This window comes from Sphingorhabdus lutea (genome assembly GCF_001889025.1).
GTDB lineage: Bacteria > Pseudomonadota > Alphaproteobacteria > Sphingomonadales > Sphingomonadaceae > Sphingorhabdus_B > Sphingorhabdus_B lutea.
The window spans coordinates 1,571,582-1,596,765 of the sequence record NZ_CP018154.1 but is presented as its reverse complement, the minus strand read 5'-3'; the positions used below and the strand labels follow the sequence as shown (position 1 = coordinate 1,596,765).

28 protein-coding genes and 1 other RNA gene are annotated in these 25,184 nt (G+C 44.0%); 12 read left to right on the top strand and 17 right to left on the bottom strand.

Features of this window, described 5'->3' with window-relative positions; all coding sequences use genetic code 11:
• Positions 1-391 precede the first annotated feature (391 nt).
• Positions 392-3,556 (top strand): TonB-dependent receptor domain-containing protein, encoded by a 3,165-nt coding sequence (locus LPB140_RS07625; protein ID WP_072559322.1) that lies wholly within the window; start codon positions 392-394, stop codon positions 3,554-3,556.
• 226 nt (positions 3,557-3,782) lie between these two features.
• Here LPB140_RS07625 and alr read toward each other — a convergent pair whose 3' ends face one another.
• The 4 genes from alr to pspF form a co-directional block, all read right to left on the bottom strand.
• Positions 3,783-4,823, bottom strand: a complete 1,041-nt coding sequence (gene alr / locus LPB140_RS07620; RefSeq protein ID WP_072559321.1) for an alanine racemase — start codon at positions 4,821-4,823, stop codon at positions 3,783-3,785.
• Positions 4,816-6,426 carry an MFS transporter gene (locus LPB140_RS07615; protein ID WP_072559320.1) on the bottom strand — a complete coding sequence of 537 codons (1,611 nt, stop codon included), beginning with the start codon at positions 6,424-6,426 and terminating at the stop codon, positions 4,816-4,818. Before LPB140_RS07615 ends, alr begins: the two co-directional genes overlap by 8 nt.
• A gap of 137 nt (positions 6,427-6,563) precedes the next feature.
• Positions 6,564-7,187 (bottom strand): superoxide dismutase, encoded by a 624-nt coding sequence (locus tag LPB140_RS07610; RefSeq protein ID WP_072559319.1) that lies wholly within the window; start codon positions 7,185-7,187, stop codon positions 6,564-6,566.
• Between the two features lie 94 nt (positions 7,188-7,281).
• A complete protein-coding gene (pspF, locus tag LPB140_RS07605; protein WP_072559318.1) occupies positions 7,282-8,340 on the bottom strand; it encodes a phage shock protein operon transcriptional activator in 1,059 nt (352 codons plus the stop codon).
• 160 nt (positions 8,341-8,500) lie between these two features.
• Between pspF and LPB140_RS12350 the strand changes: the two genes are divergently transcribed.
• The 11 genes from LPB140_RS12350 to LPB140_RS07555 all read left to right on the top strand — a co-directional run bounded on the left by LPB140_RS12350 (position 8,501) and on the right by LPB140_RS07555 (position 12,264).
• Positions 8,501-8,668 (top strand): hypothetical protein, encoded by a 168-nt coding sequence (locus LPB140_RS12350; protein WP_156874166.1) that lies wholly within the window; start codon positions 8,501-8,503, stop codon positions 8,666-8,668.
• A 135-nt stretch (positions 8,669-8,803) separates the two neighbouring features.
• Positions 8,804-9,478, top strand: coding sequence for a phage shock protein PspA (gene pspA / locus LPB140_RS07595; RefSeq protein ID WP_072559316.1), 675 nt, complete (start codon positions 8,804-8,806; stop codon positions 9,476-9,478).
• A gap of 1 nt (position 9,479) precedes the next feature.
• Positions 9,480-9,776 carry an envelope stress response membrane protein PspB gene (gene pspB, locus LPB140_RS07590; protein WP_072559315.1) on the top strand — a complete coding sequence of 99 codons (297 nt, stop codon included), beginning with the start codon at positions 9,480-9,482 and terminating at the stop codon, positions 9,774-9,776.
• A gap of 2 nt (positions 9,777-9,778) precedes the next feature.
• Complete coding sequence (gene pspC / locus LPB140_RS07585; RefSeq protein WP_072559314.1) at positions 9,779-10,156, top strand: envelope stress response membrane protein PspC; 378 nt, start codon at positions 9,779-9,781, stop codon at positions 10,154-10,156.
• 16 nt (positions 10,157-10,172) lie between these two features.
• Complete coding sequence (locus LPB140_RS12345; protein ID WP_156874165.1) at positions 10,173-10,340, top strand: hypothetical protein; 168 nt, start codon at positions 10,173-10,175, stop codon at positions 10,338-10,340.
• The gene (locus tag LPB140_RS07580) at positions 10,337-10,624 is read left to right on the top strand and encodes a hypothetical protein (RefSeq protein WP_072559313.1); all 288 of its coding nucleotides are present in this window, start codon (positions 10,337-10,339) and stop codon (positions 10,622-10,624) included. The genes LPB140_RS12345 and LPB140_RS07580 overlap by 4 nt, the downstream gene beginning before the upstream one ends.
• 12 nt (positions 10,625-10,636) lie before the next feature.
• Positions 10,637-10,987: a hypothetical protein gene (locus tag LPB140_RS07575; protein ID WP_072559312.1), complete on the top strand. Its 351-nt coding sequence runs from the start codon at positions 10,637-10,639 to the stop codon at positions 10,985-10,987.
• The gene (locus tag LPB140_RS07570) at positions 10,980-11,267 is read left to right on the top strand and encodes a hypothetical protein (protein WP_072559311.1); all 288 of its coding nucleotides are present in this window, start codon (positions 10,980-10,982) and stop codon (positions 11,265-11,267) included. Before LPB140_RS07575 ends, LPB140_RS07570 begins: the two co-directional genes overlap by 8 nt.
• The gene (locus LPB140_RS07565) at positions 11,264-11,530 is read left to right on the top strand and encodes a hypothetical protein (protein WP_072559310.1); all 267 of its coding nucleotides are present in this window, start codon (positions 11,264-11,266) and stop codon (positions 11,528-11,530) included. The genes LPB140_RS07570 and LPB140_RS07565 overlap by 4 nt, the downstream gene beginning before the upstream one ends.
• A 31-nt stretch (positions 11,531-11,561) precedes the next feature.
• The gene (locus LPB140_RS07560) at positions 11,562-11,798 is read left to right on the top strand and encodes a hypothetical protein (protein WP_072559309.1); all 237 of its coding nucleotides are present in this window, start codon (positions 11,562-11,564) and stop codon (positions 11,796-11,798) included.
• Between the two features lie 58 nt (positions 11,799-11,856).
• Entirely contained in the window at positions 11,857-12,264 is a 408-nt protein-coding gene (locus LPB140_RS07555) for a SufE family protein (protein ID WP_072559308.1), read from the top strand.
• Between the two features lie 3 nt (positions 12,265-12,267).
• Here LPB140_RS07555 and LPB140_RS07550 read toward each other — a convergent pair whose 3' ends face one another.
• The 13 genes from LPB140_RS07550 to LPB140_RS07490 form a co-directional block, all read right to left on the bottom strand.
• On the bottom strand, positions 12,268-12,813 hold the full coding sequence (locus LPB140_RS07550; protein ID WP_072559307.1) for a J domain-containing protein: 546 nt from the start codon (positions 12,811-12,813) through the stop codon (positions 12,268-12,270).
• Positions 12,814-12,856: 43 nt separating this feature from the next.
• Positions 12,857-13,224, bottom strand: an RNA gene (rnpB, locus tag LPB140_RS07545) — RNase P RNA component class A.
• Between the two features lie 18 nt (positions 13,225-13,242).
• Entirely contained in the window at positions 13,243-13,935 is a 693-nt protein-coding gene (locus LPB140_RS07540) for an N-acetylmuramoyl-L-alanine amidase (RefSeq protein ID WP_072559306.1), read from the bottom strand.
• 35 nt (positions 13,936-13,970) lie between these two features.
• Entirely contained in the window at positions 13,971-14,792 is an 822-nt protein-coding gene (locus LPB140_RS07535) for a CheR family methyltransferase (protein WP_072559305.1), read from the bottom strand.
• Positions 14,789-15,889, bottom strand: a complete 1,101-nt coding sequence (locus LPB140_RS07530) for a chemotaxis protein CheB (RefSeq protein WP_072559304.1) — start codon at positions 15,887-15,889, stop codon at positions 14,789-14,791. The genes LPB140_RS07535 and LPB140_RS07530 overlap by 4 nt, the downstream gene beginning before the upstream one ends.
• A gap of 11 nt (positions 15,890-15,900) precedes the next feature.
• Positions 15,901-16,266, bottom strand: a complete 366-nt coding sequence (locus LPB140_RS07525; protein ID WP_072559303.1) for a response regulator — start codon at positions 16,264-16,266, stop codon at positions 15,901-15,903.
• Between the two features lie 92 nt (positions 16,267-16,358).
• On the bottom strand, positions 16,359-18,365 hold the full coding sequence (locus tag LPB140_RS07520; RefSeq protein WP_072560654.1) for an acetyl-CoA carboxylase biotin carboxylase subunit: 2,007 nt from the start codon (positions 18,363-18,365) through the stop codon (positions 16,359-16,361).
• Positions 18,365-19,168, bottom strand: a complete 804-nt coding sequence (locus LPB140_RS07515; RefSeq protein ID WP_072559302.1) for an HNH endonuclease — start codon at positions 19,166-19,168, stop codon at positions 18,365-18,367. The genes LPB140_RS07520 and LPB140_RS07515 overlap by 1 nt, the downstream gene beginning before the upstream one ends.
• A 1-nt stretch (position 19,169) precedes the next feature.
• Positions 19,170-20,180, bottom strand: a complete 1,011-nt coding sequence (gene bioB, locus LPB140_RS07510) for a biotin synthase BioB (RefSeq protein ID WP_072559301.1) — start codon at positions 20,178-20,180, stop codon at positions 19,170-19,172.
• Positions 20,173-22,311: a methylmalonyl-CoA mutase gene (scpA, locus tag LPB140_RS07505; RefSeq protein WP_072559300.1), complete on the bottom strand. Its 2,139-nt coding sequence runs from the start codon at positions 22,309-22,311 to the stop codon at positions 20,173-20,175. The genes bioB and scpA overlap by 8 nt, the downstream gene beginning before the upstream one ends.
• Positions 22,311-23,096 (bottom strand): enoyl-CoA hydratase-related protein, encoded by a 786-nt coding sequence (locus LPB140_RS07500; protein ID WP_232223377.1) that lies wholly within the window; start codon positions 23,094-23,096, stop codon positions 22,311-22,313. Before LPB140_RS07500 ends, scpA begins: the two co-directional genes overlap by 1 nt.
• Positions 23,093-23,533: a methylmalonyl-CoA epimerase gene (gene mce, locus LPB140_RS07495; RefSeq protein WP_072559299.1), complete on the bottom strand. Its 441-nt coding sequence runs from the start codon at positions 23,531-23,533 to the stop codon at positions 23,093-23,095. Before mce ends, LPB140_RS07500 begins: the two co-directional genes overlap by 4 nt.
• Positions 23,534-23,604: 71 nt before the next feature.
• Entirely contained in the window at positions 23,605-25,137 is a 1,533-nt protein-coding gene (locus LPB140_RS07490) for an acyl-CoA carboxylase subunit beta (RefSeq protein ID WP_072559298.1), read from the bottom strand.
• Positions 25,138-25,184 lie beyond the last annotated feature (47 nt).

The window sequence follows — 25,184 nt, the reverse complement described above, 5'->3', positions numbered from 1 at the left end:
TCAGCAACAGTGATGGAAGAGAATCCATTATATTTAATGGCTTTAAAATATATTCACTCGGAATTTCACGCTTAATTTCTATGAGTATTTTTATAAAATGTAAAATATCGGTAAATTATTATTTACACCCATGTCTATAGTTTATTGCCATTTAAGCGAACAATATTACATCATCATGACATTAAAATTTCATTAAAAACAATTACATAATAATATACTCCATCAAAATTACAATCTATAATAGCAAATTTTAACCGTTGCATTGCTGCAACAGTAAATTTTTATCTGATATTTAACGCCAACATATGCTTGTAATTTAATTTCAACCCCTTTTAAGTCATATTAACAGTAAATGAATGGACTGTTCATATTGAAAATTAAGGGAGCTAATATGAGAAAATCTCAGTTAATGATTGCAGGGTCGATTATCGGACTTGCCATCGCTGCTTCTATGCCAGCTATGGCACAGAGCCAGCAAAAAGATGATAATGCAGAGGAACAAGAAGAAGCCTCGTCAAGCAAGGCCATCATCGTAACCGGTTCGCGGATCGCGCGTCCAACATTGGAATCTAACGTTCCGATTACTACGGTCGATGTTGCCGAATTGACAGAACGTGGCGATATCAGCCTTGGTGACGCTTTAAATGATCTTCCATCATTGCGCTCTACTTTCAGCTCAGGCAATTCAAGCCGTTTTATCGGCACGACTGGCTTAAACGTACTTGACCTTCGCGGACTTGGCACTTCTCGTACATTGGTTCTCGTTAACGGTCGCCGTCATGTTAGTGCGGATGCCGGCAACTATCTGGTTGACGTAAACACCATTCCAACCGATTTGTTAGAGCGTGTCGACGTTGTTACCGGCGGTAGCTCATCCATTTATGGTTCAGATGCGATTGCAGGCGTTGTAAACTTTGTTTTGCGCCGCGATTATGATGGTATTGCCGCACGTGCGCAATCGGGTATTTCAAGCCGTGGCGACCGCGCAACAAATTTTGTTAGCTTAACAGCAGGTAAGAATTTCGCCGACGGTCGTGGCAATGTTGCCATGGCGTTGGAATATGGCCGTGCAGCGCCATTATTCTTCCGTGATCGCGATGAATTGACTGGCGCTTATAGCGGCCGTTGCCAATTTCAGCTGACTGAAAACACCGTTGGTGAACCCGCAGCTGGCAATGGCACGTCGGATACCACTTTCCTTTGCGGTATTAACAACGCCTCTATTTCTGATGGTGGTACAATTGGCACTATAGACGCATCATCATCTGCTGCGCGTCGTTACTTGCGTTTTGATAGCGCAGGCAATGTGTTTCTTGACACACCAACACGCGGTTTCTCTGCATTTGGTTCGGGTAACCAACAAGGTGGCGAAGGCTCAACTCTTCGTAACACTGGTTCTTTGGCAGTTGGCGTAGAGCGTTATTCTGCTAACTTCCTTGGCAGCTTTGAATTTAGCGAAGCACTACGTTTCTTCAGTGAAGCAAAATATGTTCGCACAATTGCTACTGGCGAAGGCCAGCCAAGCTTCTTCTCTGGTGGCCCACAAACACGCAGTGGACCAGCTTTAAGCTGCAGCAACGGTTTCTTAACCCCATCTGCACTGGCGACACTTCAAACCTATGGTCTTTGCACCACGCCAACAGGCACCATTCCAATGTCACGTTTCAACGTTGATTTTGGTGGTCGTGGTGAACGTCAGGTTCGTGAAACATACCGCGTTGTTGCCGGCTTTGACGGCACATTTAATGATGATTGGCGTTATGAAATCTTCGGCAATTATGGCCGTTTTGAAAACAAAGGCCGTTCAGTAAATAACTTGTTATTGCGTGATATTAACGGAAATGTTGATGGTTTTGGCCTTGCGTCTGATGCTGTTTTGGCACCAGCAAGCTTTACCGGCACCAATTTTGAGTTAAACAGCCAAGGTCAACGCGTCATTTGCCGTGTTAACGCTGTCACCAACACACGTCCTGATTGTGTTCCTTTGAACATGTTTGGTCATGGTTCGCCAAGCCAAGCTGCATTGGACTTTATCAATACAGAAGGCGAGCGGACAGCCTTTGCTGAACAAATCAACTTTGGCGGTTTCGTCAGCGGTGATTTGTCACAATTATTTGAATTGCCAGGCGGCCCAATTGGTTTCGCATTTGGTGCAGAATATCGTTCAGAGCGCGCAGGTGAATATTATGATGACCTAACCGCTGCGGGTGCGACATTCTTAAATGCACTTCAACCATTCACACCGCCCAATTTGAATGTTGTCGACATTTTTGGTGAGGTTCGTGTTCCTTTGCTACGTGACTTGCCATTTGCAAATAATTTGGAAATTACTGCTGCAGCGCGTATGTCCGATTATAATACTGCAACGGACAAAGTATGGTCATATAATGTTGGTGGTATCTACTCACCCGTTTCAGATATTAAACTTCGTGTGAATTATTCTGAATCGGTTCGTGCTCCAACACAATCTGATCTTTACTCCACTGCTTCGCAAAACTTCGCTCAAATCGCCGATCCTTGCGATTCAGCGAACATAGGCGGCAACCCAAATCGTGCGGCAAACTGTGCTGCGGCGGGTGTTCCAACAACAGCAAATGCTGCGGTTGTTGCGGCATGCGCAGGCAGCTCTTTCCCTGCAGTAGTTGGTCAAGCTTGGCAGAACTGTTTGGCTCGTACATCCAGCACCGGCTTTGCTTCTGGTGGCAACCCCACCTTGGTTGAAGAGCGCGGCAAAAGCTGGACCGTTGGTGCAATTTTTGAACCAAGCTTTATTCCTGGTTTAAACTTCACAGTCGATTATTATAAAATTGATGTTGAAAATTTGATTTCTGCGCTTGGTGCAGGACAAATTATCAGCCTTTGCTATGATAATGCTTCAGGTATTAACAATCCTTTCTGCGCCACGGTAAACCGTGATCCTGCAACTGGTTTGTTTGTGCAGCCTGCGGTAATTTCTGGCGGCATTAACTTTGCTGCTCAAAAAACCGAAGGTATCGACTTTGACGTTTCATATCGTAAGAGCTTTGACAATGGTCAGTCATTTGAATTGCGCGCGATTGCGACATATTTGCTAACCCTAGACAATTATACAAATCCACAAAATCCGTTGGATTTAAATCGTCAAAAAAGCGAATTGGGTGACCCCAGCTTTGCTGCAAATATCCGTGCTAGCTATGACTTTGGAGGCTTTGAGCTTTCATGGACAACACGCTATATCGGCAAACAAACCATTGGTTCATATGAAACCCAAAACCAATATCAAGGCATTTGCCCAACAACTGGCTTGACCGGTATTGGAACAGGTACATGTACCGCAGGTGAAGTAACAACATTGGCACCTCAAAATGCTGATGCCTTCCCTCAGGTATATTATCCTGATGCATGGTATCATAATGCACGCATCGATATTGATGTAGCTGATAAAATGGACTTTTACTTCGGCGTTGACAATTTGTTCGATCGTAAACCACCACTTGGTTTGCTTGGAACAGCTGGCGGCGACCCATATGATAGCTTTGGCCGTTATTTCTATACCGGCTTAAGACTTGAATTCTAAGTTTTGTAAATAATATATAAGAAAAGCCCCTCGGTCATTTCCGGGGGGCTTTTTTATTGGTCAATATGACAATATAAAAATGTGGAAAATATACGCGCAAAATTTGGATATTATCAAAAAATAGCAAGCATATGATAAGCCATAGACGCGCCAATAATGCACTTTTATTTTAACCGAAAATCAAAAAATTGAGCTAATCTTATATTATTTAAGATAAAGACAATAATTATTGCCAATGCCGATCAAATCTATTGCCCAATAATGTCAGTAATTCATATTGGGAAAGCCCGCTAAGCTGCGCCATTTGCGGTAAATTATAATATATATTTACCCAATCATTGGCCAATAAATCGGGCGCTTCATCAATATTTATGATAACCAAATCCATTGATACGCGGCCAATGACGGGCAATTTTCTTCCGTCAATTTCACACATGCCCTTATTGGATAAGCTGCGTAGATATCCATCAGCATATCCCACAGCAATGGTCGCAATATGCATATCCTTTGGACAAATAAATTGGGCATTATATCCAATTTTATCGCCTGTTTTTGCCTGTCTGGTTTGAATAATTCTAGCCTGCGGCATGGCAACAGATTTTATGTGACCATCATATTCTTTTCGCGCAACCCCTCCATAAAGTGCTAGCCCCGGCCTTGTTTCATCAAAATGATAATCTGCCCCCAATGCCGCACCTGCGCTGTTCGCGAATGAGCATATTTGACTTTTTAATGGCTGTTTCATTTTGATAAATTGTTTAAGCTGGTCTTTATTTTGTGCGACATCCTCATCTGCGGATGCCAGGTGACTGATAATATTATGAATATTCAGCGCATCCCAATCAACCTCGCCCATTTGGTCGATAGTAACACCCAACCGATTTATACCCGTGTCAAGCATGACATGGCACGTCCCACCGCCAGCCTGTTGCCAAAGCTTTATTTGCTGCGGGCTATTTAGCACAGGAATAATATTGGCAGCGATGATGTCCTTAACATCATTGTCAAAAACCCCGTTTAAAATGGCAATTTGCCTTGATGGGACAAGGTCAATTATACCCATCGCCTCTGAAAAATGGGCAACATAAAATTTTTCACATCCCGCTTTGCTTAAATTCTTCACCGCTTCACGCGCGCCAAGGCCATAGCCATTGGCCTTTACCGCAGCGGCTGTTTTCGTGGCCTTTGAGGATAAACCATCAACAAAACGCCAATTTGATATAAAATTTTCAATGCTAATTGATAAGCGTGAAGGAGAATTAGTCATCAGTGAAATCAGTTGGCTTTCCGTTTTTAAGCCCCCAAGAGGCAACAATGAATGCAATTAAAACGATGCCCATTGTATACCAAAGTCCTGCATAAGGGTCTCCAGATTTTGCAACAATATATCCAGCGATTAAGGGTAAAAATCCGCCAAAATAACCTGCGCCAAAATGATATGGTATCGACATAGAACTATATCTGACGCGCGGGGGGAACATCTCCGATAATAAGGCGGCGACAGGGCCATAGGTCGCGGCCGATAATGCGCTTAACCCCAATAATGCCAACATGATGATTAGAATATTTTGGATAGAAGGAATTTGTTTTTCCATCGGATAGCCTGCAGCCTGCAATTTTTCGGTCAGCAATGCTGCTCTTTCCTTGCCCTTTTTGTCCGCCATATCGGTAATAATGCTATTCTCCTGCCCTATTTGCAGGGTAAGTTTATCACCTTCATTAATTTCATAAGGTAACCCCAAGGCAGATAAGTCGCCCATTAATTTGCCGCAATCACTCACCTGTTCGCTGGCAAATGGGCTATAATCACAATTTTGGCCAACCAAAATAATGGGTGATTTTTCAATCGCACTGCTTAACGCCGGATTTGCAACACTACCCATAATCCAAAATAATGGGAATAGGGTCAGCAATGTCAGCAAATACCCCCTAATAATAGGCTGCTTCCGGCCCACCCTATCCGACATTTTACCAAAACAAATGAACATGGCCATGCCGATGGCGGCGGAAATACCAACAATGATTTCGGCGGCAGTATCCTCCACCCGCATTGGCCCTTTTAAAAAAGTAAGCCCGGAAAACATGGCCGTGTACCAAATAACCGTTAAGCCAGCAGCAACCCCAAAAAGGGCGATGAAAATACGTTTTTTATTCCCTGGATAGGTAAAGCTTTCCACAAATGGATTTGCCGCAATTTCACCCTGTTCTTTCATTGCCTGAAAAACTGGGCTTTCAGATAATTTTAATCGCATCCAAAGCGAAATTCCCAATAATAATATGGAAAGTAAGAATGGCACACGCCATCCCCATGCCTCAAAAACTTCTTTTGGCAAAAGGTATTTAGTGGATAAAACAACAATTAAGCTTAACACAAAGCCGCCAACAACGCTGGCTTGAATGAAGCTGGTATAATAGCCGCGCTTATCATCATCGGCATGTTCGGCAACATATATTGCCGCGCCGCCATATTCCCCGCCAAGGGCCAGTCCCTGTAATATCCGCAATAATATAATAATGATTGGCGCTGCGACACCTATGGTGGCGGCGGAGGGCAGCATGCCGACACCCGCCGTTGCAATGCCCATTAAAGTAACCGTTACCAAAAATGTATATTTACGGCCCAATTTGTCGCCCAAATATCCAAATAATATGGCGCCAATTGGCCTAAATCCAAAGCCAATGGCAAATGTGGCCCACACTAGCAAAGTGGACAAAATTGCATTGTCGCCGGGAAAGAAAACAGGGCCAATTATTGACGCCAAAGTGCCGTAAATGAAAAAATCATACCATTCAAAAATCGTCCCCGCAGAAGATGCCGCGATGACCAATTTTATATCATTTTTACTTGGCTCTATTTGAACGTCAGACATAAACTCCCCCCCAATATTCTCAATTGATTCCTAATCCACGTAACGGAGGGACGCAAGCAGGGAAAAAAATAATTAAAATAATTTTTGGCACAAAAAAGGGCGACAGAATGCCGCCCTTTTCATAAAATAATTAAAAATTATCCCGCCTGATCAGCACGTGAAACGCCTTTACCATCAAGATTTTGCTCAACAAATTCCCAATTGATGGAATTTTGCAGCAGAGCATCAAGATAATTGGGACGCGCATTGCGATAATCCACATAATATGCATGTTCCCAAACATCCATTATCAATAATGGGGTTAAATCATGCGCAATGGGGCAATCGGCATCATGCAAGGATGTAATCGCCAATTTATCGCCATCAAGATATAATAAAGCCCATCCGCTGCCAAAATGGCCCACACCCTCTGCCTTTAACTTTTCCAACATTGCGTCCAATGAACCAAAGCTATCGTCAATCATAGCCGATAATTTCGCAGAAGGTGTTTGCTTAACTGGTGAAAGACCAAGCCAGTAAAAGCTGTGATTCCAAATTTGGCCAACTTGGTTAAACAACCCTGCCTTGCCTTCATTTTTGGCAATAACCACCAGTTCAGAAAGCGATTTTCCTTGTAAAGCCGCATCGGCCGCAACCAATTCATTTGCCTTTACAACATAGGCATTATGATGTTTTCCATGGTGGTAATCAAATGTTTCGGCGGACAGAATATCCCCAAAGGCATCTTTTGAATAAGGTAGTTCGGGTAAAGCAAAAGCCATGATATTCTCCAATTAAAAATATAAATGTTATAAAATTTCCTATTAATGAAATAGGAAGGATGCCGCGCAATTTCAACCGATATTTATCATCAACTTAGTTTAACAGATCATATTTTTTTAAACAGTGCCGTAATTGATCATAGCTAAGATTTAGGGCCTTAGCCGTTTGTTTTTGATTGTAACGCGATTTGGCCAATGCCTGTTCCAGCACCGCTTTTTCATAATCTTCGGTTGCTTGGCGTAAATCAGTAACCTTATCTATTATCAAATGTATATTTTGTGCTGGCTGCTGCATAAATTGCGACAGGTCAGTTGAATGTTTTTGCTCTGCAGGCTCAGCAGCCTTGGGCGTTATAGTTGCCGCGCCCAATTTTTGTATCCATGGTGAATCAAATGGATCAAAGATGATATAGTCAACCGGCTGCGTCTCATCGGCCCAGCGATAAACGGCGCGTTCAACCACATTTCTTAATTCACGAACATTGCCCGGCCATTGATATGTATCCAGCGCATTTTTTGCCAAATCGCCAAAACCAGGCCAATTGCTCCACCCCAATTCAGACGCCATACGGCGGCCAAAATGCTCCGCCAAAACTTCTATATCCCCCTCCCTTGCGCGCAATGGGGGAAGCGTGATGACCTCAAATGATAAACGGTCCAACAAATCCAGCCTAAATTTACCTTCAGCCGCCATTTTAGGCAGATTTTCATTTGTTGCACCAATGATGCGAACATCTACTCTGGTCGGCTTTGATGATCCTATGCGTGTTATTTCACCATATTCCACCGCACGCAGCAGCCTTTCTTGAGCGCCCATGCTTAATGTGCCAAGTTCATCCAAAAATAATGTGCCGCCATCGGCTTCCTCAAAACGGCCCACGCGCGATTTGGTTGCGCCAGTAAATGCCCCGGCCTCATGCCCAAATAATTCTGCCTCAATCAAAGTTTCGGGCAATGCTGCACAATTCATGGTAACAAGCGGCCCGTCCCATCTTGTTCCCAGACGATGAAGCCGCTCCGCGATTAATTCCTTACCCGTGCCACGTTCGCCAATGACCAAAACAGGACGCTGCAACGGCGCCGCCAAGCTGACCCGTTCAACCGCATCCAAAAAGGCCGAAGCCTGCCCAATAAATTTCACATCCCTCTGCATGACCAAATATTGGCATAATTTTCCAATTATTGGTAATAAATTCGACAAACGTCACTTAAAAAATGCACAATCATTAGGAAATGTAGGATATAGCGTAAATTGGCACGGCTTTTGCAATGTTGTTTGCATGAATAGCAAAGCTGACAAAAAGGAATTATTTATGCCTGACAATGATAATAACAACTCATCAACCATGACGATTTTGTTGTTGAGCATTTTGGCAATGAGCGTGAGCTATATCGCCTTTCCCATGCAAATTGCGACTGCAAAAGAGATAAGCACAACGCCCGATACAAGTGCGCCTTTTCTTGTAAGCTATTTGGCGTAATTTATAAATTTATTAGTAACAGTAGGAAGATATTATAATTTATATATTTAAGATTATTCATTACCCACTGCTTGCTTCAACCAAAGAAAAGATTACATATATGGTAAAATTATTTTTATTTTTCGGAGCCTGCCGATGAGCATTTTTTCCCGCACCCGTGACATTGTCGCCGCCAATTTTGCCGAATTATTGGAAAGATCAGAAGATCCCGCCAAAATGATCCGCATGATTATTTTGGAAATGGAGGAAACATTGGTCGAAGTGCGTGCCTCTGCGGCCCGCACCATCGCCGATCAAAAGGAATTAAACCGACATATTGGTAAATTGGAGCATTTGGAACGCGATTGGACTGATAAGGCCGAGCTTGCCCTTTCAAAAAACCGTGAAGACCTTGCCAAGGCGGCATTGATTGAAAAGCGCAAAGCCACCGAAATGGCCGATAAACTTCGCGAAGAGGTCACGGTGCTGACCGATTCATTAAAGGCGTTTGAACAGGATATTTTAAAACTGCAAAAGAAACTGGCGGAGGCGCGCGCGAAACAAAATGCGTTGATGACCCGCCTTGAAAGCGCAGAAAACCAAATCCGGCTGCGCACCTTATATAATGGTGACAGAGTGCGTGAGGCGTTTAGCCGTTTTGACGAGCTTGAGCGACATGTCGATTTCGCACAGGGGCATGCAGATGCCTTGCAAATTGGCTCGGACGGTCCGCGCACATTGGGGGATGAGATTAACGCTCTAAACTCATTTGATGAGGTTGATGAAGAATTGGCCGCACTTAAAAAATCAATGAATTTAAAGGATAAGTGACATGGATGGTTCAGAAGCAATAATGGTATCATTGGTTGTGGGCATGTTGTTTATTGGCTTGCCCTGGTTGGTCCTGCATTATGTTACAAAATGGAAAACATCCGCCACATTAACAAATGATGATGAACGCACATTGGGTGAAATGCATGCACTTGCACGCCGTTTGGAGGATCGCATGGATACAGTTGAACGTTTATTGGCGTCCGACAACCCGAATTGGGAGCCGCGCCGACTTACCCAAGAAGATGAAGATGACTATATCGCCAAACAATTTGCCGCATTAGAGAGGAGCCGGTAATCATGTCGAGTAAGCACACAAAATTTTATCTCGATAAGCAAAATGCCAAATGGAAGGGCGTTTGCGCCGGCATAGCCGACTATACGGGAATTGATGCCTTATGGATTCGCGTTGGCTTAGTCACATTAACCGTCACTTCTGGCCCATGGACATTCATCCCCTATATTGCTGCGGCATGGCTTGCCGATAAAAAACCCATACATTTATATATGGGAAATGATGACAAGAAATTTTGGCAAGGCGTTCGCCAATCCCCTGCCCGCACAACACGTGATATTCGCGGCAGATTTCGTGAAATTGACAGCAGACTGGCCGATGTTGAGCTTTATTATACAAGCAATAACAAACAATTGGCAGATGAGATTGAAAGCTTGAAATAAGCATTGGAGGAATGAAATGTATTTTTATATTGGCATTTTATTGATGGGCATTGGCGGTATTATATATATGAACCAACGCGCAAAACGCAAAGCGGCTGGCCGCCGGGGTGATTATTGGAATCTGAGCAAGAGCAAAGAAAAAAGCTCCATCACCAAAAGATTACCGTGGAAAGATTTATTATGAATTTTGCAGGGCCATCTTTTGTTATCGCCATCATTGCCATTTGCACCGCCGGATGGATTATTAACAATTGGATCCGCGCCAAACATGGTTATCCTTTGGAGGATGAATGGGGCGGCAAATCAGAGAAACTGGGTGATATAAATCATTCGGTTGAACTGTTGACCAATCAAAATAATGAAATGAAGGGGAAGATTTCACGGCTGGAAGAGCGGATTAGTGTTTTGGAGAGAATTGCCACCGACACATCATCCCGGCTTGCCGATGAAATTGAAAATTTAAGATAGATAGGGATAATAATGGATCCGGATAAAGTTGCATTGATTAGCCAAATTGCCCCTGTAATTGCCATTGTTGGCGTTGCAGGGATGGCAGGATGGGTAATTACAACATGGATGCGCATTAAAAATGGCTATCCATTGGATGGTGCATGGGGGCAAGCTGTTTATCCAAAAAATAATAAGGATGAAATGGGCCGTTTAGAACAATTAGCGCAGGAAAATACCCAGATTAAGGCAGAGTTGAGCAAAGTCAAAGAACGCCTTGCCAATATGGAGCGCATCGTTGTTGATGGCAATCACAGCCTTTCAGAAGAAATTGAGGCCCTGCGCAATTTAGACGTTAAATCGAAAGACAAAGTCGATGTTTGATGAAATATGGATTTTAATTCCCCTTGCCCCCTTCATCGTCGGGGGCTTGGCCATATGGTCAAAACATAAACAAAAGGAAATGGAATTTATTTCAAATAAAGAAGATGGAATAAATTCCGATCAAGCAAATCGAAACAGAGCATTGGAGGAAAGGGTCGCCAATTTGGAGCGTATCGTCACCGATCGCGGTTTTGATCTGGCCAATGAAATTGAAAATTTACGCAGAGACGAACTGGGCGAATTAAACCGCTTAAAAATGAAACAAGAGGAAAAATTATGATCGGCGATCCATTCACCATGGTGGTGGCAATTGTTCTTATTACCGGAATTGCATCGGTTTTTAAGGCTAAATACCGTGCTCAAAATGGAATAATAGAGGATGAAGACGGCAATCAAAGTCCGGTAAAAATTGCCCGTGATGACGCATTAATTGCCGAGGTTAAATCGCTTCGTGAACGTGTTCAGGTTTTAGAGAGAATTGTGACCGATGAACAATCAACTGTTGAATTGAACCGTGAATTGGAACGACTTAAGTCATTGTAAAATAAATATTTGATATAGAAAGGATATAATTATGTTAGATGACCAAGGCTTTTATTATTTAATGGCGCTTACCATATTTGCGTCCATTCTTACCATTTCTATATTTATGCTTCGTGCTTGGCGTGATTGGATTGCATTTCGTCAAAATGAAATTGACGCGCAAAATAACCATATTGGTTTTGATAAACCCATGTCCTTGATAGAAGTGGCAGATTTAAAGGAGCGCGTTAAAAAATTAGAGGCGATTGCTTCTGGCGTTGATATTTAATCTATTAAAATTCATGATTTCTCTAGCATTTTGTTTATAAATATCCATATGCATTTTCATGAATAAAATTGACGACATCATCGAAGAATATGAATTTTTGGATAGTGATGAACGCTATCGCCTGTTAATTGATCTTGGCCGCGACCTTCCCCCCATGCCCGATCCTTTAAAAACAGATGCCACTTTGGTGCGCGGTTGTTCTGCATCGGTATGGGTATATCCCATATATAATGAAAATGGTGAATTATCATTTTTGGCGGACAGCAATGCCGCCATAACAAAGGGAATTATCGCATTGATTTTATCGACTATCGAAAATTTATCGATAGAACAAATTGCCAATTTTGATATATTTAAGGCGCTTGAACCCTTTGATTTGAAAAATCAATTATCCTCAAATCGCACGCAGGGCATTCCGAATATGATTGCGCTTATCAAAGAAACAGCGTCGCGTTATGCGCCATAATTATTATTCGCCGCTTGGCCCGTTCCAGCTGCGCCTTTCATCGGCAGCGCGCAGCACCTCAAAGGCCAATTGACCAGCCTTAAACATTTCTTCGGCCTGTTTATCTCCCGGCTTAACATCGGGGTGCGTTTCCTTCGCAATTCGGCGCCATGCCTTTTTAATATCTTCAAATTCGCTGTGGCTTTCTAGGCCAAGCACTTCAAGAGCGCGCATTTCATCTGCGCTTCGGCTGCCATCGCCTGACCCTGCCCATCCATAATGCGATGATTCCTTATATCCTTTATTATCGCGTTGTTCATCGGCGCGTCTTTTTTCCGCTTCTTCCTTGCTTAATCCTGCAAAATAATCCCAATTTTTATTATATTCCGCCGCATGGGTCGCACAAAACATCCATCTTTCGGGGCTGTTGGGGCTTTTCGGGGCAGGACAAACACCCGCATCATCGCATCCATGTCGGTCGCATATACGCATTTTCTGCGCGTCATTATTGCTGCCATATCCGCGCCAACGCGGAAATCCCCAATCATTTTTGCGACCAATTCGTGCCATTTTACTTACTTAATTCCATTTATATATGGTTCAATCAAAAAATAACTCCAGAGGATCTATAAGCCGGGTTTTGTCCAATGGGCGAACCCATTTGTGCAATCATTCATCTGGGGCAATAATTACTTATTACCTCAAGCAATCAACCCGGACGATTCCCTCAGAATTGGGTGGATTGCTCCATATCGTCCCTATTTGATCTTGCTCCTGGTGGGGTTTTCAATGCCATTGACGTTGCCGCCAACGCGGTGCGCTCTTACCGCACCCTTTCAATTTCACATGCCCAAAGGCGTTGCGACCTTCTTTCTGTTGCACTTTCCCTAAAGTTACCTTCGCCGGATGTTATCCGGCACCATCTTCTGTGGAGCCCGGACTTTCCTCGAATTAAAAATTCGCGATTGCCCAATCCTCTGGAAAAAACTCTATAGCAATTTAATTTGGATGGTCCAATAATAATGACCATAAAATTGCGCGGCATTGACCATCAATTACACCGTCGATATTTTCCGGTCTAAATCGCCTTTGAAATGCAACCACCGCCTCCACGGGCATGGATACATCATATCCATATCGCTCCATTCCCATTAAAAATCTTGAATCCGACCATAATGGGTCTTGCAGATTTTTATTCGGCCTTGGCACGGCAATATGATGCGACGCAAGCAATCCCCAATCAAATAATTCACCAGGGTCCTGTTTACGTGCGGGCGCAATATCACTATGCCCCACAACATTTTGTGGGTGAATATGATATGTTTTACATATTTCATCCGATAATTTTAACACCGATTGCATTTGCTCCTGCGGAAATGCGCGATACCCCCATTCATGCCCCGGATTCACGATTTCAATACCTATGCTGGCGCTATTAACATCTTTTATCCCACGCCATTGCGAGACCCCTGCATGATGGGCGCGGTGCTCCTCCCGCACCATATGGATAATTTGGCCATCCTCCGCCACAACATAATGGGCCGAAACGCCCGATTCCTTGTTGGCGAGCCAATCAATAGCCGACGGGCCATCTTTCATACCGGTATAATGCAGAACAAGCATAGAAATGGGAAGTTTTCTTTCCCCAAAATTCGGTGATGCATTCCAAATCATGCCCATAAATTCATCCATATATTTTCATTTAATAAAATGACATTATGTGGATATTATCGGTTAATGCAATAAAATCCGCGAAAACAATTGCTGGATACCAATTCGTCCGATTGACCAATTACCGTTTCGGCCGAACCCAACATAACAAAACCATCAGGTTTTAAGTTATAACTTATATTACTCAATACTTTATGTTTATTATCACTGTTAAAATACATTAAAATATTCCGGCATAAAATTATATCGAATTTGCCAATTGATAATGATTTTTCCAACAGATTTTGTTTTTCAAAATGGACCATATTTCGAACATGTTCGCTGATGGTCCATTGATCGCCATTTTGGGTGAAATATTTTATCATCAACCCAACGGGTAAACCGCGTTGAACCTCAAATTGGCTATATTGACCGGTTTTTGCCTTTTGCAAAGCAGACATGCTTATATCCGTTGCCAAAATTTCAACAGTCCAACCTCGCCATTTTTCTTGATTTTGCAAAATTGACATGGCGATTGAATATGGCTCCTGCCCATGCGAGCAGGCGGCGGACCAAATACGTATATGCTTGCTGTCTATATTTTGTTCACGCACATTATCCAACACTGGGCCGGTTAAAAGGGCGAAGTTCGGTTGATCCCTGAAAAAGCTGGATTCATTATTAATCATCGCCTCAACACATTGATTTTTAAGATTTTGCGATGAATTACTAGCCAATAATTTAACCAAAGTAGCAATGTCTGGAATGGAATTTTCGCGTAGAATGGGTTTTAAAGTTGCCTCAAAACGCCATTGCCTGCTGGGTGAAATTGCCTGACCACTATTTTGTTCCAACATATTGGAAAGAAATGTCGCATCATGATTTGATATCATATTCATGGTTGACCTGCTTTGTTCAGGCTGGTCGCCATTTCCATGGGGTTTAAAATTGCAGCAGCCATATTTTGGCGTGCGATGGTTCCGGGCATTCCCCAAATGACAGATGTTTCATAATCTTGAACAATTATTTTAGAACGCGCCGCAATTAAACTCTGCGCCCCAATTTCACCATCCCTGCCCATGCCGCTAAATATAAAAGCAAGCGCATCTGCACCATAAACATTGGCGCCGCTCATCAACATGGCATCCACAGATGGTCGATAATGGGTCATTTCAAAATGGTCGGTAAGTTTGATGTCAATCCTTTTGCCTTCTTTGACAAATTGTAAATGCTTATCTCCTGGCGCAACATAAATCATTTTATCACGAACCGCTTCATTATCCTCGGCCACCTTACATGCCCGCCCCAAACTATGTTCAAGCTGTTTGGCAAAAAATGACAAAAATTCAGATGGCAAATGCTGCGTTAAAAAAATCGGCGCATTAACATGGCCTTCAATGCTTCTTAAAAATTCTATTATTGGCGGAATTGCTCCGGTTGAACCGCCAATGAAAATCGCCATTGGCTCTTCATCAATTTTATAAAATGATTTAACTTTTGTGGCGGCAATCCTAGGATCGGTCGATAAAATATTTTTGCTATTTTTTTTGGGTAAATTACCTAGGCTTCTGACTTTCTCACATAAATTTTTTGAAAATGTTCCTGACAACACCGTTTTTCCCGGCTTCATCAATGTATCGCATGCACCAAGGGACAATGCCTTGACCGCAATAGGGCCTTCTTCATCTGCTTGACTTGAAACAACCAAAATCCGTGCGCCATTTGCTTTTTCTATAATATCGGGCAGTGCATCTATGCCCGAACGTTGCGGCATTTCGATATCCAATAATATGATATCAACCATATTATGACTTAAATATTCAATTGCATCCATTGAATTTAGAGCACTATGCTCCAATTGAAAGTCCAGTTCCCTTTCAATGATAGAACCCAAAACTGCACGTGCAACGGCGGAATCGTCCACCACCATGACTTTAATGCTTTTCGGTGCGATTGATGTGGGATTTATAAATTGTGATGATTGATCTAATCTCATTCAATGGGCAATCACGCAACCCCTACCATTTGCAATTTTGCTTGCAATGTTTCACGGTCAAAAGGTTTCATAATATATTCATCTGCGCCCGCTTCCAATGCCGCCTGAATATGATCCAAAGCATTTTCGGTGGTGCAAAATATAACTTTTGCGCCATCTTGTACATGTCGGTCACGATAAGCGGTTAAAAAATCCATGCCGCTCATCACTGGCATATTCCAATCTAACAAGATTATATCAGGGCTTTGCGAGCTACATTGATCCAATGCTTCTTGCCCATCACATGCTTCGCTAACCTGAAAATTTAAATCTTCTAAAATATGCCGGGCAACCTTGCGGATTACCTTGCTGTCATCAACTATCAAACAATTTTTCATCACGGCTCTATCCCAAAATAAACTGGTCCTTATTGAAGATATAGCCGAGAAATGATTATCATATGGTTAAGCTAAAATATTTAGCACCAATATTATTCCATTTCCAAAATTATTTGATCAACAGCCAGGCTTTGCCCCTGCTCAGCCTCAATTGATTTAATTACCCCTGCCTTTTCTGCACGTAAAATATTTTCCATTTTCATCGCTTCAACCACCGCTAAAGGCTGGCCTGCCTCAACCTTATCCCCAACATTCACATATATGATGGTGATTAAACCGGGCATAGGGCAAAGGAGAAATTTAGATAAATCAGGCGGAATTTTTTCAATCATATGGGCTGCATAATCACCATAATGCGCCGCAAATGCATCCACATCATGCCCACGCCCACGTGTAGTGAAATGATATCCCGTCCGGCGTTTTGCCACCTTTACAAATATTATTTCATCTTCAAATTGGGCCTCAATCAAATTATCCCCCGGCGAATATGACATTGAAAGATGCATGTCCGCATCATCCACATATAATTTATCGCCATCGACAAGCACATTAAATTGATGCTCCTTAAATTTAATCAACCATTTATTCGTTGGTTGCAACGCATCGCCCAATTGACCACTTGTCCGCAATGCCCTGTCCGCATCCGCAGTGGATATGAATGCAGCAATAGCAGATAATTTTTGCAATAATTTTTCATCAAAATCCGCCCCCTCAAATCCATCGGGATATTCATCGGCAATAAATCCAGTGGTCAATTCACCTGACCGGAAACGTGGATGCTGCATAATTGCGGATAAAAAATCAATATTATGCCCAACACCTTGCAATATAAATTGGTCCAGCGCGGCAATTTGTTTATCGGCTGCCTCATCACGCGTCTCACCCCATGTGATCAATTTGGCAATCATTGGGTCATAATAAATACTAACCTCACCTCCATCCATCACACCATCGTCCACACGAACACCGTCTATGCCGCGCAAATCACCTGACCATCCTGTAACCGGCGGGGCATAACGGGTTAATCGTCCAGTAGAGGGCAAAAATCCGCGATAGGGATCTTCGGCATAAACACGGTTTTCAATCGCCCAGCCATTTATTTTCACATCATCTTGTTTCATGGCAAGCTGTTCGCCCGCTGCCACACGGATCATCTGTTCCACCAAATCAACACCAGTTATGCATTCGGTAACCGGATGCTCCACCTGCAATCTTGTATTCATTTCAAGGAAGTAAAAACTCTCGCCGCTAGGGTCTTTACCCGAAACGATTAACTCAACCGTCCCTGCACTATAATATCCCACTGCACGGGATAGGGCGACACATTGCTCACCCATTGCTTTACGCATTTTGGGTGTCACAAAGGGCGAAGGCGCTTCCTCCACCACCTTTTGGTGACGGCGCTGTATTGAACATTCACGCTCATTCAAATAAATAATATTACCATGTTGATCGCCCAAAATTTGAATTTCAATATGGCGCGGATCTTCAATAAATTTTTCAATAAAAACACGGTCATCACCAAAGGAGTTAAGACCTTCTCTCTTGGTTGCTTCAAATCCTTCACGCACATCTTTTTCACTATAGGCAAGGCGCATCCCTTTACCACCGCCGCCTGCGCTGGCCTTCATCATAACGGGATAGCCAATCTCATTGGAAATACGCACCGCATGTTCGGTATCTTCAATCTCGCCAACAAATCCTGGCACCACATTAACGCCGGCTTTCATCGCCAATTTCTTGGATTCAATCTTATCACCCATTGCCGCAATGGCATTTACCGGCGGGCCAACAAATGCAATTCCCTCAGCCGCCAATGCCTCTGCAAAGCTGGTTCGTTCAGACAAAAAGCCATAGCCTGGATGTACCGCTTCTGCGCCTGTTTCCTTACATGCAGCAATTATTTTATCCGCGATTAAATAGCTTTCTGCCGCAGGTGACGGGCCAATATGAACCGCCTCATCCGCCATTTCCACAAAGGGCGCACGCGCATCGGCATCGGAATAAACCGCCACCGTGGCAATTCCCATTCGCCTTGCAGTTTTGATAATCCGGCACGCAATTTCACCACGATTTGCAATTAAGATTTTTTTGAACATCATTGATTCAATCTTTCAAGAATTTTTTTGAATTCATCCTGGAGTGACTCCCATTTCTCACCAAAATGCGCCTCACGATGATGATTAGGGCAAAGAGCGATAACATTACTTATTTTGTCTTCACCTTGTTCTGCTAGGCTTATTATATGATGCGCCTCCAGATATAGTTGCCCATTGATGTTCATAAAAGGAACGCAACCTTCATATTCGCAAACTCCATTAGCCCTCGACAATACTTGCCTTCTTACTTCAGGATCACGAACGTAACTCCCAGCCATTCTACGTATATATTCAGGAGAGTTATTTCCTACCTCAGAATCATTAATATCATCAACGGCTGAGTCGAGAGATTTAAGAGATTTAATAGAGCGCCTGACGGTTGGTGAGGTCCAAAACTTGTGCTTCCTATTGTCAATTTTTGTGCCAATACGATTTCCAAAAGCGACTAGTTCCGATTTCAAAAATTCGTTATGGATAGCTTTAGGATCTAAGACCTTGTTAATTGCTGTTGTAGTCTTTCTACCGTCTGCAGTTGTAGTCTTTCTACCCCCTACAGATGTGTTATTATTTTTTATATCCTTTTTTAACAACCTATGATTTTCAAGATCATTATTAGCATAACCAATAAACCGTGAAGGAGCAAAATCAAAGTTATAGCCATTTTGAATAGGGTAAAAATCAACACCTCTTTTTACCATTTTTCTAAAATCTTCCTTATCATCACTATTACTATATATTCCATCAAGAAAAGTATTCACATTATCAATGATTTCAGCCTTTGTTTCTACTAATTTATCGCGCATTTTACTCAACCCCCTCCAGTATCTTACATGCACGCATGGGCTCTTCGCCCTGCAATGGCTTTAACCCCAATTTCGCCATCATGGCGGCATCGCTATCATCACCCGCATTGGGCGCGGTTAACAATTTGTCCCCCGTAAATATGCTGTTTGCGCCTGCCATAAAGCATAAAGCCTGCGTGGCCTCGCTCATCGCCTCTCGTCCAGCGGACAGACGCACCATGCTCATCGGCATGGTGATACGCGATACTGCAACAGTGCGAACAAATTCAATATCATCAATTTTTGCCATTGGCGTATCGGCCAACATATCGCCCAAAACCGTGCCCTTTATGGGAACAAGAGCATTAACCGGAACGCTTTCGGGGTGCGACGGCAATGTCGCAAGAGTATGAACAAAGCCGACACGGTCTTCGCGGGTTTCGCCCATGCCAATAATGCCGCCCGAACACACATTTATTCCCGCACGGCGTACTTCGGAAAGAGTATCAAGTCTATCCTGCATCTTACGAGTTGAAATGGCTTTCTCATAATATTCAGGACTGCTATCTATATTATGATTATAATAATCAAGCCCTGCCGCTGCCAACATATCGGCCTGTTTCGGGCTTAACATGCCCAAAGTCATGCATGTTTCCATGCCCATGGCACGAACGCCCGCAACAATTTCAACTATTGCTGGCATATCGCGGTCCTTGGGATTTCGCCACGCCGCGCCCATGCAAAAACGCTGGCTACCATTATCCTTTGCCTGTGCTGCGGACTGTAGGACAGCCCGCACATCCATTAACTTTGTTGCCTCAACCCCGCTATCGGCCTTGATAGATTGGCTGCAATAGCCACAATCTTCGGGACATCCTCCCGTTTTAATGGATAATAATGTGCAAAGTTGCACCTCATCCGCCTTATGAAATTCCCTATGGACACTCGCCGCCTGAAATAAAAGCTCAGTAAAGGGAAGATTGTATAGCGCCGCAATTTCTTCACGCGTCCAATCATTGCGAATTTCAGTCATTAACTTCCTCCAAAGGCGGCATATTATGCCCCAAAAGCCTTAACACATCGGCGGCACATTCCACGACATTACTCCCCGGCCCATAAATGCCCTGTACCCCTGCGTCGCGTAAAAAATCATAATCTTGCGGCGGGATAACACCGCCTGCTATTACTTTGACGTCATGACGGCCAGCCTCGCGTAACCCTTGAATCAATGCAGGAATTAAAGTTTTATGTCCCGCCGCCAATGATGACGCGCCGACAATATCAACCCCATTGTCCAATGCCAAAACCACCGTTTCTTCTGGTGTTTGAAATAATGGTCCAGAAACAACATCAAATCCCATATCATTAAATGCTGATGCAATTACATTTGCCCCGCGATCATGTCCGTCCTGGCCCATTTTCGCGACCAATAATTTGGGGGAACGTCCTAGGCGGGATTTCACCGCCTCCACACCTTCCAACACCTGTGCCCAGCGTTTGTCAAATGCATGCGCCCCGCCATAGACACCCTTTACCGGTGCTGGCTGTGTGGCATAGCGGCCAAAAACATCTTCCATCGCGGCAGAAATCTCACCCAAAGTTGCGCGTTCACGGGCCGCATCCACTGCAAGGGCAAGCATATTGCCACCCCCCTTTGCACCCTTAGTAATCGCCGCCAAAGCCGCCTGACATGCATCCTCGTCCCTTTCAGCTCTCAATTTGGCCAAATTACGGACCTGTCCTTCGCGAACCTTGCTATTATCTACCTCCAAGGTTTCCAATAAATCTTCGTCTTTTAGGCGGTATTTGTTTACACCAACAATGACATCTTCACCCTTATCAACGCGGGCCTGACGGGCGGCTGCGGCCTCCTCTATCATAGCCTTGGGCCAGCCTGCGGCCACAGCCTTTGCCATGCCACCTTCATTTTGAACCCGTTCGATAATTTCCCATGATTTATCCACCAATTCCTTGGTCAATGCCTCGATATAATAGCTGCCGCCCAATGGATCGACGACATTGGTCATGCCGGTTTCCTCTTGGATAATAATTTGCGTGTTACGCGCAATACGGGCGGAAAAATCGGTGGGCAAGGCAATTGCCTCATCCAATGCATTGGTGTGCAATGATTGCGTGCCGCCCAACATGGCCGCCATTGCCTCTATTGTTGTGCGAACAACATTATTATACGGGTCTTGTTCGGTTAATGAAACGCCCGATGTTTGGCAATGGGTGCGCAGCATTTTGGACCGTTCGGATTTTGCGCCCAATTCGGTCATCGCCCGATGCCATAATGTGCGCGCCGCCCGTAATTTCGCCACTTCCATAAAGAAATTCATGCCAATGGCAAAAAAGAAACTTAAACGAGGTGCAAATGCATCAATATCAAGGCCGGAAGCCTCACCAAATTTTACATATTCCATGCCATCAGCTATAGTGAAAGCAAGCTCTTGAACCTGCGTCGCGCCCGCCTCTTGCATATGATAGCCGCTAATCGAAATGCTGTTAAATTGGGGCATGTTACTGGCCGTATATGCGAAAATATCTGAAATAATACGCATGCTGGGCTCTGGGGGGTAAATATAGGTGTTGCGCACCATAAATTCTTTTAAAATATCATTTTGGATTGTACCGGTCAGCTGCTCAGGCTTAACCCCCTGCTCCTCCGCCGCAACGATATAAAATGCCAAACATGGAATAACCGCGCCATTCATGGTCATCGACACACTCATTTGATCAAGCGGAATTTGATCAAATAAGATTTTCATATCCTCCACACTGTCAATTGCAACACCAGCTTTGCCGACATCGCCCGTCACGCGCGGATGGTCGCTGTCATAGCCCCTATGCGTTGCAAGGTCGAATGCAATGGAAAGACCCTTTTGCCCCGCCGCCAAATTGCGCCGATAAAATGCATTACTTTCCTCTGCGGTTGAAAATCCCGCATATTGCCGCACGGTCCATGGACGTCCGGCATACATGCTGGCCTTTACCCCTCTGGTATAGGGGGCAAATCCTGGCAAGCCAGGGTCGTGCGCCACATCTTGCGCGGTATATAAGGGTTTTACATCTATACCCTCTGGCGTTTCCCACGTTAAATTGCGACCCTTCACCTCTTTATTGGCAAGGTCGTTCCAATCATTTATATTTGGCTTATCGCTCATTATTGTCCCTTAAACTCTGCCTTGCGTTTTTTTAGAAAGGCTATTGCGCCCTCGCGCGCATCCATACTGTCACCTGCATGCCTTTGCCCCTCTGCTTCGCGCAGCAATGCGCTGGCATAATCATTTTCCATTGCAGAGGCGATATTTTGACGCATAATTCCATAAGCAATTGTAGGCCCATTTGCCAATTTGTCAGCCAGCATAGCCACTTCACTATCCAGAACTTCTTCGGATACTTGTTTGTAAATTAAGCCCCATTCAGCAGCTTGAGCGCCATATATTTTTTCACCCAATAGCATCATTTGTGTGGCGCGCGCCTTACCGATTAAGCGTGGCAACATCCAACTCGCCCCGCCATCGGGGACAAGACCAATATTGACAAATGCTTGTAGAAAATAAGCCTTTTCACTTGCAATCACAAAATCTGCGGCCAACGCAATTGAACAGCCAATTCCTGCTGCCGGTCCTCTGACCCTGCTTACCGTGGGGATATTTAACCGCGATAATTTTAGCATTAATGGGTTATAATGCTGCATTAAGGACTGATAAGCGGCCTGCCCGCCGCTTATCGATTTATCTCCGGTCGATTGCAAATCCGCGCCCGAACAAAATGCGCGTCCCTCTCCTGTTAAAATTAAAACACGCGCATCACCCAATTGGTCTAGCGCATTGCTAATCTCATCCGCCATTTCCAATGAACATGCATTCAGACGGTCAGGTCGATTAAAGGTGATAGTTGCGATATTGTCTAAAATACTCAGCTTAATATTTTGAAATATAGTCAATGTTTGCCCTCCCCAGGACTTTCCATAATTTCGGTTAACATCCCGCCCATATCCTTTGGATGAACAAAAAATATGGGTGTGCCATGCGCACCAATACGCGGTTCACCCAAAATACGTTTTCCCAATACCTCAAATTCTGCCTTTGCAATATGGATGTCGGGAACTTCAAAACAAATATGATGTTGGCCACCAAGCGGATTTTTAGCCAAAAATCCATTTATCGGGCTATGCTCATCATATGGCTCAATCAACTCAATCTGTGTTCCATTACTGCCATTTTCACCCGGCGTATCAACAAAACAAACCTTCACCCCCTGCGCAGGCAGGTCAAATGGCTCATGGATTTTTGTCGCGCCCATAACATCTCTGTAAAATATGATACTGTCATTTATAGATGGCGTTGCAACACCAATATGATTGAGACGGCCTAATTTCATGAATATATTCCTTTAATCTTTGCCAATGTTGCGTGAAGGAGCGGAGAATGAATCCATTTCCAACGCCTTTCCTACAACGGAATATTATCATGCTTTTTCCAAGGATTTTGCAATTCCTTTGTCCGCAATTTACGAAGGCCCAGCGCGACACGCTTTCGCGTGGAATGCGGCATAATTACTTCGTCAATAAATCCTTTTTGCGCGGCCACAAAGGGGTTGGCAAAGCGGTCCTCATATTCTTTGGTCTTTGCAGCAATTTTCTCTGCATCGCCCATATCCTGACGGAATATAATTTCCACTGCGCCTTTTGCGCCCATCACAGCAATTTCTGCGGTTGGCCAAGCATAGTTTAAATCACCGCGTAAATGCTTTGACGCCATGACGTCATATGCACCGCCATATGCTTTACGCGTAATAATTGTTATCTTTGGAACAGTCGCCTCACCATAGGCAAATAGTAATTTTGCGCCATGTTTAATGATACCCGCATGTTCCTGCCCCACGCCGGGAAGAAAGCCCGGAACATCGACAAAGGTCACAATGGGAATGTTAAACGCATCGCAATATCGCACAAAACGCCCCGCCTTTTTTGACGCATTTATATCCAAACAACCGGCCAGAACAGTGGGTTGGTTTGCAACAAATCCAACGGTGCGACCTTCGACCCGCCCAAAACCACAAATTATATTCGCCGCATGCGTGGGTTGGATTTCAAAAAAATTCCCCTCATCCACTGTCTTACGGATTAACTCATGCATATCATATGGTTGATTTGCATTGGCTGGAACTAATGTATCCAAGCTATTTTCTATACGATCCCACGGGTCGCTTGTCGGAATTTCTGGGACTTCCTCACGATTATTTAGCGGCATAAAGCTAATGAAATCACGCGCGGACAATAATGCCTCAATATCATTTTCAAGCGCTAAATCGGCAACCGCACTTTTGGTAGTATGGGTAATTGCACCGCCCAACTCCTCCTGCGTCACCACTTCATTGGTGACAGTTTTGACCACATCAGGGCCGGTTACAAACATATAGCTGCTATCTTTTACCATGAAGATAAAATCGGTCATTGCCGGGGAATATACCGCCCCGCCCGCACAGGGGCCCATTATCAAGCTTAGCTGAGGAACAACGCCTGACGCCAAAACATTGCGTTGGAACACCTCTGCATAACCTCCAAGCGAGGCCACGCCTTCTTGAATACGTGCACCGCCACTGTCGTTCAAACCGATAACAGGCGCGCCTACTTTCATGGCATTATCCATAATCTTACAGATTTTTTCTGCATGTCGCTCGGATAAAGAACCGCCAAAAACGGTAAAATCTTGGCTGAACACATATACTAATCGGCCATTTATCGTGCCGGATCCTGTAACAACGCCATCTCCGGGGATTTTGGTAGCATCCATGCCGAAATCAACGCAATTATGCTCAACAAATCGGTCAATTTCTTCGAAACTATCTTCGTCGAGCAATATTTCCAATCGCTCCCGTGCAGTCAATTTACCCTTGCTATGTTGCGCATCTACACGTTTTTGCCCGCCGCCCATGATGGCGGCCTGACGCCTGCGCTCCAACTCTTCGATAATGGCCTGCATAAAGTTCGTCCCCGATTGTAATTTTATTACTAACCTTAGACAATAAT